Origin of the sequence: Mesorhizobium sp. M7A.F.Ca.CA.002.05.1.1 (assembly GCF_003998335.1) — a bacterium.
In the GTDB taxonomy this organism is placed as follows: domain Bacteria; phylum Pseudomonadota; class Alphaproteobacteria; order Rhizobiales; family Rhizobiaceae; genus Mesorhizobium.
Window position 1 is genome coordinate 1 of sequence record NZ_RZQI01000192.1, and the last position, 8112, is coordinate 8112.

7 protein-coding genes are annotated in these 8112 nt (G+C 64.1%); 1 reads left to right on the forward strand and 6 read right to left on the reverse strand.

Annotated elements, in window-relative coordinates:
• Positions 1-135: 135 nt before the first annotated feature.
• From EN939_RS12495 to EN939_RS12520, 5 genes are all read right to left on the reverse strand, one after another.
• Entirely contained in the window at positions 136-1647 is a 1512-nt protein-coding gene (locus EN939_RS12495; protein ID WP_127268260.1) for an ABC transporter ATP-binding protein, read from the reverse strand.
• Positions 1648-1898: 251 nt separating this feature from the next.
• On the reverse strand, positions 1899-2930 hold the full coding sequence (locus tag EN939_RS12505) for a BMP family protein (RefSeq protein ID WP_127268261.1): 1032 nt from the start codon (positions 2928-2930) through the stop codon (positions 1899-1901).
• Between the two features lie 154 nt (positions 2931-3084).
• A complete protein-coding gene (pcaF, locus tag EN939_RS12510) occupies positions 3085-4290 on the reverse strand; it encodes a 3-oxoadipyl-CoA thiolase (RefSeq protein ID WP_127268262.1) in 1206 nt (401 codons plus the stop codon).
• Between the two features lies 1 nt (position 4291).
• Positions 4292-5089: a CoA-transferase subunit beta gene (locus EN939_RS12515; RefSeq protein ID WP_127268263.1), complete on the reverse strand. Its 798-nt coding sequence runs from the start codon at positions 5087-5089 to the stop codon at positions 4292-4294.
• On the reverse strand, positions 5086-5943 hold the full coding sequence (locus EN939_RS12520) for a CoA transferase subunit A (RefSeq protein WP_127268264.1): 858 nt from the start codon (positions 5941-5943) through the stop codon (positions 5086-5088). The genes EN939_RS12515 and EN939_RS12520 overlap by 4 nt, the downstream gene beginning before the upstream one ends.
• 121 nt (positions 5944-6064) lie before the next feature.
• Between EN939_RS12520 and EN939_RS12525 the strand changes: the two genes are divergently transcribed.
• A complete protein-coding gene (locus EN939_RS12525; RefSeq protein WP_127268265.1) occupies positions 6065-6835 on the forward strand; it encodes an IclR family transcriptional regulator domain-containing protein in 771 nt (256 codons plus the stop codon).
• A gap of 220 nt (positions 6836-7055) precedes the next feature.
• Here EN939_RS12525 and EN939_RS12530 read toward each other — a convergent pair.
• Positions 7056-8112: NAD(P)/FAD-dependent oxidoreductase (locus EN939_RS12530; RefSeq protein ID WP_164750967.1), on the reverse strand; the 1057-nt coding region annotated here is incomplete at its 5' end.

The following is an 8112-nucleotide window of genomic DNA, read 5'->3' on the forward strand; positions in this document are numbered from 1 at the left end:
CCCCACAAGGGGGAGGGGAACTCTCGCAGGCGCCGACCACGACAAAACAGCAGAAGTCCGGGCTCGGAAGCTGTGCCCCCCTCCCCCTTGTGGGGAGGGGTTAGGGGTGGGGGTCAGCGCCGCCAGAAGGTCCATCTAGGCTCTCCCCTCCGCCCCGGTCATCATCAAGCCGAGCCGCGCTATCGTTGCATCGGCGCTGTCGAGCGTGCCGACGATGCGGCCCTCATACATCACCGCGATGCGGTCGCAGAGCACCAGCAGCTCTTCGAGATCCTCGCCAATGACGATGATGCCGCAGCCTTTGGTCCGCATGTCGAGGAACTTTTCATGGATGAAGCGGGCGGCACCGATATCGAGCCCACGCGTCGGCTGCGAGACAACAAGCACCTTCGGATCGAAGGCAAGCTCGCGTGCCAACAACGCCTTCTGCAGATTGCCGCCGGACAATGCGCCGGCCCGGGTCATCGGTCCGGGGCATCTGATGTCATAGGCCTTGATTTGTTCTTCAGCGAAAGCGCGGATCGCATGCGGCTTGAGCAGGCCTTTGCTGCTGAACGCCGCGGTGCCGATGCGCGGCAACACCATCGAATCGGCGAGCGGCAGGTTGGTCACCAGTCCGGTCGTCATACGGTCTTCCGGGATACGTCCGAGCCCGAGCGCCTGCACCTCGCGCGGCGAAAACCGTGAGACTTTTTGGCCGGCAATCGTCATCCGGCCGGCATCGGGCGCCCGCACGCCGGAGATCACCTCCGCCAGCGCCCGCTGGCCATTGCCCGACACCCCGGCAATGCCGAGGATTTCGCCGGCACGAACGGCAAGCGATATGTCGCGCAGCGCCGTGCCGGAATGATGCGAGGTTGAGATACCGTCGAGCGTCAGCACATCAGCACCCGGCGCCGATGGTCCCCGCGCCGGCGGCACGATCTCATGGCCGCACATCAGTGTTGCCATCTCCGAGGATGTCGTGTTGGCCGGGTCATCGACGCGGCCGGCAACGCGGCCATGCCGCAGCACCGTGCAGCGATGCGTCAGCGCCCGCACCTCATTGAGCTTGTGCGAGATGAAGATGATGCCGAGACCTTGCGCCGCCATAGAACGTAACGCCGAAAACAGCCCGTCGACCTCGCTTGGCGCCAGCACCGCTGTCGGCTCGTCGAGGATCAGCAGCCTGGCGCCACGAAACAGAGCCTTGACGATTTCGAGCCGCTGCTGCTCGCCGACCGACAGCGCCGAGACCGGCAGGTTCGGGTCAAGCATCAGCCCATGCTGGCGGCCGATCTCGGCCAGCCGCGCCAGCCCGCCGGCGCGGTCGATCCGTCCTGTCTTGCCGGGAATGCCGATCAAAAGATTTTCCAGCACAGTCAGCCGCGGCGCGAGGTGAAAATGCTGGTGCACCATGCCGATGCCGGCGGCCAGCGCATCGGCGGAACTGGTGATCCGCACCGGCTTGCCCTGGATGAGGATTTCCCCAGCATCGGGCGCATAGGCGCCGAACAGCACATTCATCAGCGTCGTCTTGCCGGCGCCGTTCTCGCCCAGCAACCCCAGGATCTCGCCGGGTGCCACGCTGAGATCGACGGCCTCGTTCGCCTTGACGGCGCCGAAGCTCTTGGTGATGCCGCGCATTTCGATGAGGGGGGCGGGCAAGGGCAAGGATGCTCCTGATCGGAGTTGGCTTTGCGGTTCAGCTTTGATTGAGAGGGATGCGCTGCACCCCCCTCTGGCCTGCCGGCCATCTCCCCCTCAAGGGGGGAGATTGGCGGCTTTGTCGGCGGCACTCCTGCTTCGGCGTAGAAAATTGGCGAAAGCCGAAATGACATCCGATCTCCCCCCTTGAGGGGGAGATGTCCGGCAGGACAGAGGGGGGGCGCCTAGCACCAACCCCAAAAGCCAGAGCGTCAATCCGAAACCGGCGTATTCTCGTCCACATCCACCCGGAAATTGCCTTCGAGGATCTCGGCCTTCTTCTTCTCGACCAGCTCCTTGACGTCCGCCGGCAGCGTCTTGTCGAACTTGTGGTAGGGCGCCAGATGCGAGCCGCCCTTGGCCATGCGCGAGAAGTCGCCATAGTCCTGCGCGGTGAAGACGCCGGCCCTGACCAGTTTGATCGCCTGCTCGACCGTCGGATACATGTCCCAGACCGGGCCGGTGATGACCGTGTCGGGGCCGAGGCTCGACTGGTCGGACATGTTGGAGATGGCAAGGATCTTCTTGTCCACCGCCGCTTCGATGACGCCGAAGCGCTCGGCATAGATGACGTCGACACCGGCGTCGATCTGCGCGAGCGCCGCTTCCTTGGCCTTGGGCGGATCGAAGAAGGAACCGATGAAGGCGACCTTCTTCTTGATGTTGGGATTGACCTCCCTGGCGCCGGCGAAGAAGGCGTTGACCAGCCGGTTGACTTCCGGAATGCCCATCGCCGCGACGGCGCCGATCGTGCCCGACTTCGACATCTTGCCGGCGATCAATCCGGAGAGATAGGCCGGCTCGTGGATCCAGTTGTCGAAGACGCCGAAATTGGGTTCCGCCGGGCCGGCGCCGGAGCCGAACAGCCAGGCGGTCTTCGGGAATTGCTTGGCTGTGCGGCGCGATTCACGCTCGGCGGCGAAGGCATCGCCCAGCACCAGCTCATAGCCGCCTTGCGCATATTCGCGCATGACGCGGCTGAAATCGGCGGTCTGCACCTTCTCGGACCATTTGTATTCGATGCCGAGTTCCTTCTCGGCCCTCTGCAAGGCGACATGGATCTGGTTGTCCCACGGCTCCTCGATCGGCGTGGCGAAGATCGCCGCCACCTTCAGCTTCTTGTCCGCCGCGAAAGCGGCGCCCGGCAGCATCGCAGCTGCCAAACCAAGCGCGCCCAGCTCCAGCACATTGCGTCGCGAAAGCCCTTCGCGTTTTATCTGCGATTTATTGTTCCGGTTTTCCATTGCATTCCCCTCTGTTCGACAGCCGTGTCGAGCCGGCTGTTCGTGAAAATGTCAGACGGGGAAGTATGGAACGACGCCAGACTTTTGTCCACGTGGTCAAATTTGAACCGCGCACCGGATTCTTGATCTTAGCCGGCCAAGCAAGGGCCGCCGATCAAACCCGTTCCAGCGCGATCGCGATGCCCTGGCCGACACCGATGCACATCGTGGCAAGCCCATAACGGCCGCCACGTTCGCGCAGCTCCAGCGCCGCCGTGCCGGAGATGCGGGCACCCGACATGCCCAGGGGATGGCCAAGCGCGATGGCGCCGCCATTCGGGTTGACGTGTTCCGCATCCTCGGCAATGCCAAGCTGGCGCAGCACGGCTATGCCTTGCGAGGCAAAGGCTTCGTTGAGCTCGATGACATCGAACTGTTTTGGCGTCAGGCCAAGCCGCGCGCAGAGTTTTTGCGTCGCCGGCGCCGGGCCGATGCCCATGATGCGCGGCGCCACACCGGCGGCAGCGCCGCCGAGAATGCGGGCGATCGGCGTTAGGCCATATGTCTTCACCGCCGCCTCGGAAGCGACGATCAGCGCCGCCGCCCCGTCATTGACGCCGGAGGCATTGCCGGCCGTTACCGTACCGCCTTGCCGGAACGGCGTCGGCAGCTTGGCCAGCGTCTCGACCGTTGAGCCAGCGCGGGGATGCTCGTCCTTCGAGATGACCACCGGATCGCCCTTGCGCTGCGGGATCGTCACCTCTGTGATTTCCTTTGCCAGCCTTCCATTGGCTTGCGCGGCGACCGCCTTGTCCTGGCTGCGTACGGCAAAGGCGTCCTGGTCGGCGCGTGACACCGAAAAATCCTCGGCGACGTTCTCGCCGGTTTCCGGCATCGAATCGACGCCATACTGCTTCTTCATCAGCGGATTGACGAAGCGCCAGCCGATGGTGGTGTCGTAGATCTCGGCATTGCGCGAGAACGCCGTGTCGGCCTTGGGCATGACGAAGGGCGCGCGGCTCATCGATTCGACGCCGCCCGCGATCATCAATTCCGCTTCGCCCGCCTTGATGGCGCGAGCGGCTATGGTCAGCGCATCCATGCCGGAGCCGCACAGGCGGTTGACGGTCGAACCTGGAATCTCCTTCGGCAGACCTGCCAGCAGCAGCGCCATGCGCGCCACGTTGCGGTTGTCCTCGCCGGCCTGGTTGGCACAGCCATAGACGACGTCGTCGACAGCCTGCCAGTCGATGCCGGGATTACGCTCGGCCAGCGCCCTCAGCGGTATCGCGCCAAGATCGTCTGATCGTACCGAAGACAGCGAACCGCCGAAGCGGCCGATCGGAGTGCGGATGTAGTCGCAGATATAGGCCTCGGCCATGTCATGCAGCCTTTGCTTTTCCGGTTCCCTCATGCGCCGCCTTGGTGCGGGCCTGCAGGTCGCGCAATGTCTTGAGTTCGAGTTCGCTTGGCGCCGGTGTTTCGTCAAGCGCCTCCGCGAACTTTACCACCCAGCCACAGCTCTCCTGCACCTGCTGGCGCGTGACGCCGGGATGCAGCGACACGACAGTGAATTCCTTGCTCACCGGGTCCGGCTTCCAGATGGCGAGATCGGTGATCAGCAGCGTCGGGCCGGCGGTGTCTATGCCAAGCCGTTTTCGATGGTCACCACCCTCGCCATGGCCGAAGGAGGTGAAGAAGTCGATCTTCTCGACCATGCCGCGCTTGGTCTGCGCCATGGTGATGTAGATCTCCTTCGACGACGTCGCGATCTCCGGCGCGCCGCCGCCGCCGGGCAGCCGGGTCTTGGGATGGAAATAGTCGCCGATGATGGTGGTGTTGATGTTGCCGAATTTGTCGAGCTGCGCCGCACCGAGGAAGCCGATCGAGATGCGGCCGCCCTGCAGCCAGTAGCGGAACATCTCAGGCACCGCGACGGTGGTGATAGCGGTCTCGCACAATTCGCCGTCGCCGATCGACAGCGGCAGCACGTCAGGCGCGGTGCCGATCGTGCCGCTCTCGTAAATCAGGGTGATGTCAGGCGCATGCGTCAGCCGCGCCACATTGCAGGCGGCCGATGGCGCGCCGATGCCGACGAAGCAGACATCGTCGTTGCGCAGCGCGCGGCTGGCGGCGATGGTCATCATCTCGTTGGGGGTGAATCCCGGATTGTCGCTCATGCCGCTTTCCTCAAATGCTCGACCCGGGCCGCGAAATCGTCGGCGCTCTTCTCGATCACGTAGGCCTGCATCCACGCCTGGAATTTCTCGCGGTCGGCGGCGATCTCGTCCCATTCGAGATAGGCCGCATTGTCGCGCGCATAGTAGCCGTGCGCGTAGGACGGATGCGAGCCGCCGGGCACGACCGATATCGCCGCGATCGTCCAGCGCGGCAGCACGGTCAGATTGGGGTGCGGATCGTCGAAATTGTCGACGACTTCCTCGACGGTCACCACAGCGCGTTTGGCCGCCAGAACCGCTTCCTTCTGAATGCCGATGATGCCCTCGACCAGCACATTACCTTTCCTGTCGGCCTTCTGGGCATGGATGAAGGTGACGTCAGGCCGGATCGAAGGGACAGCGGCCAGCACCTCGCCGGTGAACGGACAGGTCACCGACTTGATATTCGGGTTGACCGCCGCGAGGCCAGCACCGCGATAGCCGCGAAACACCGCGCAGGGCAGGCCGGCAGCACCCGCTTCATAGGCATTGGCCATGCCGGCATGGCTGTGCTCCTCAATTTCGAGTGAGCGCGGAAAGCCGTTCTCGATGGCATCGCGGGCGCGCCGCAGCAGGCCGACGCCGGGATTGCCGACATAGGAGAAGACGATTTTCTTTGCCATGCCCATGCCGATCATCTGGTCGTAGATCAGGTCCGGCGTCATGCGGATCAGGGTCAGGTCGCGAAAACCCTGGCGGATCGCCTCATGCGCCGCCGCCGTCGGGATCAGATGGGTGAAGCCCTCGAAGGCGACGGAGTCGCCATCTTTCAAATTCTCGGCCACGGCCTGTTTGAGCGGCAGGAACTTGACCATCGCATCGGCTCCGGGTTTCAGAAAGTTCGTATTGCGAACATATGTTTTGTATGCGATACTTTCTACGCTGAGCGAGGGCGAGGAGTCAATCCTGACGCCGATGCCGTTCCGCGGAGACAAGATGGACGAAGCGGCTGTTTCCCGTGATCATGTCGGCTCGCTCGATCGCGGCCTCGCCGTCATGGAGATCCTGGCCCGCCATCCCTCGGGCATGACGCTGACAGAAATGGCGGAGGAAGCGGGCCTCACCCGCGCCGGCGCCCGCCGCTTCCTGCTGACACTCACCGCCACCGGCTATGCAACACAGGCCGGCCGCGTGTTCTCGCTGTCGCCGCGCCTGCTGACGGTTGCCCGCACCTGGCTCGGCGGCGCCTCGCTATGGGCCTTCGCCGCGCCCATCATGCGCTCTGTGGCAGCACAACTGAACGAGGCCTGCTCGGCGGCCATCCTGTCGGGTGAGGATGTCGTCTATGTCGCCCGCATTCCCGGCCGCCGCATCCTCAGCGTGTCGCTCGACGTCGGCACCAGGCTGCCGGCCTACTGCACCTCGATGGGACGCATCCTGCTTGCCGGCCTGACATCAGGGGAATTGGACGCATTCCTCGGTCAGGCGACCATCGAGAGACGGACACCGAAGACGATCACCGATATCAGGCTGCTGGCCGGCGCCATCGGCAAGGCGAAGGCCGACGGCTTTGCCATCGTCGATGAGGAACTGGAGCTCGGCCTGCGCTCGATCGCCGTGCCGATCCGCGACCGGGCGGAGCGCACAGTGGCGGCCATCAACGTCTCGACGCAATCGGCGCGGTTTTCGGTGACGGAGATGGAGCGGGAGATACTGCCGGTGCTGGTTGAGGCCAGGCAGCGCATCGAGGATTTTTTTGTCGTCTAATCAATCGCCCGAAAACTCTTCAAACGCCAGCGCCGCCCCTCATTGCCCTGCCGGGCATTTCTCCCCGTATAGTGACGGGGAGAAAGTAGCTGGCGCAACGCCATCGCCTTTCCTGCAACATTGGCGATACCGGCGACAACAGCGTCCCTCGCCCCGTTGACGGGGAGAGGATGCCGGCAGGCAGGTGAGGGGCAGTGCTAACGTCGACAATTGCCTCTGATCAATGCTTGATACGATCCCGCATCGCGTACCATAGCATCCCCAGCACATAGAGCGGCCCACGCAGCGCCGTGCCGCCCGGGAACGGCATCGGCGTCAGCGTCGAGAACAAGTCAAGCCGCGAGGCATCGCCAGTGATCGCTTCGGCCAGCAGCTTGCCCGACAGCGTCGACAGGATGACGCCCTTGCCGGAATAGCCATGCGCAAAATAGACCTCGCCATAGTGCCCGATGTGCGGCAGCCTGGATGTCGTCACCGACACCAAGCCGCCCCAGGCCTGATCGATGCGGCAGCCCTTGAGCTGCGGAAAGGTCTTTTCCATATGCGGCCGCACGAAGCCGGCAATATCGGCCGGCGGTGACGGCGTGTAGCGTTCGCCGCCGCCGAACAGCAGGCGTCCATCCGCCGACATGCGGTAGTAATTGACGACGAAGCGGGTGTCGGACACCGCGACATTGGCCGGGATGACATTGCGTGTGCCCTCCAGCGGCTCGGTGGCGACGATGTAGTTGCCGACCGGCATGATGCGGCTGTTGACGCGCGGCTCCAGCCCGTTGAGCAGAGCGTCACCCGCCAGCACGACATGTCTGGCCCGGACCGATCCCTTTGCAGTCGAGACCCGGATCGAAGGCTCGCGCTCCAGTTTCACCACCACCGAATTCTCGTGGATGATGACGCCGACCGCAACTGCCGCACGGGCAAGGCCCAGCGTGTAGTTCAGCGGATGCATGTGGCCGCCGAGCGGCTCGTACATCGCGCCATGGTAGGATGTGTCGACCTTGGCTCGGGCTTCCGCCGCCGACAGGATCTCGGCATGCGGAAATTTCATCACCGTGGCCAGACACTCGGCCTCTTCCTCGAGATCCCTGAGGTCGGAGCCATTGACCGCGCCGACCAGATGGCCGGTCAGCCTGAGATCGCAATCGATGGCGTGGCGCTCAATGATATCGAGCACCAGCCCGCGTGCCTCGAAGGCAAGATCGAACAGCACCTTTGCCCGCTCCGGCCCGTAGAGTTTGACCAGGCCCTTGGCGCCCTTGCGCAGGCCGGGGATCATC

Excerpts from the sequence above, each read along its gene's own strand:
- EN939_RS12515 (WP_127268263.1), bottom strand. The coding sequence starts at position 5,089 with ATGAGCGACAATCCGGGATTCACCCCCAACGAGATGATGACCATCGCC.
- EN939_RS12505 (WP_127268261.1), bottom strand. The coding sequence starts at position 2,930 with ATGGAAAACCGGAACAATAAATCGCAGATAAAACGCGAAGGGCTTTCG.
- pcaF (WP_127268262.1), bottom strand. The coding sequence starts at position 4,290 with ATGGCCGAGGCCTATATCTGCGACTACATCCGCACTCCGATCGGCCGC.
- EN939_RS12520 (WP_127268264.1), bottom strand. The coding sequence starts at position 5,943 with ATGGTCAAGTTCCTGCCGCTCAAACAGGCCGTGGCCGAGAATTTGAAA.
- EN939_RS12525 (WP_127268265.1), top strand. The coding sequence starts at position 6,065 with ATGGACGAAGCGGCTGTTTCCCGTGATCATGTCGGCTCGCTCGATCGC.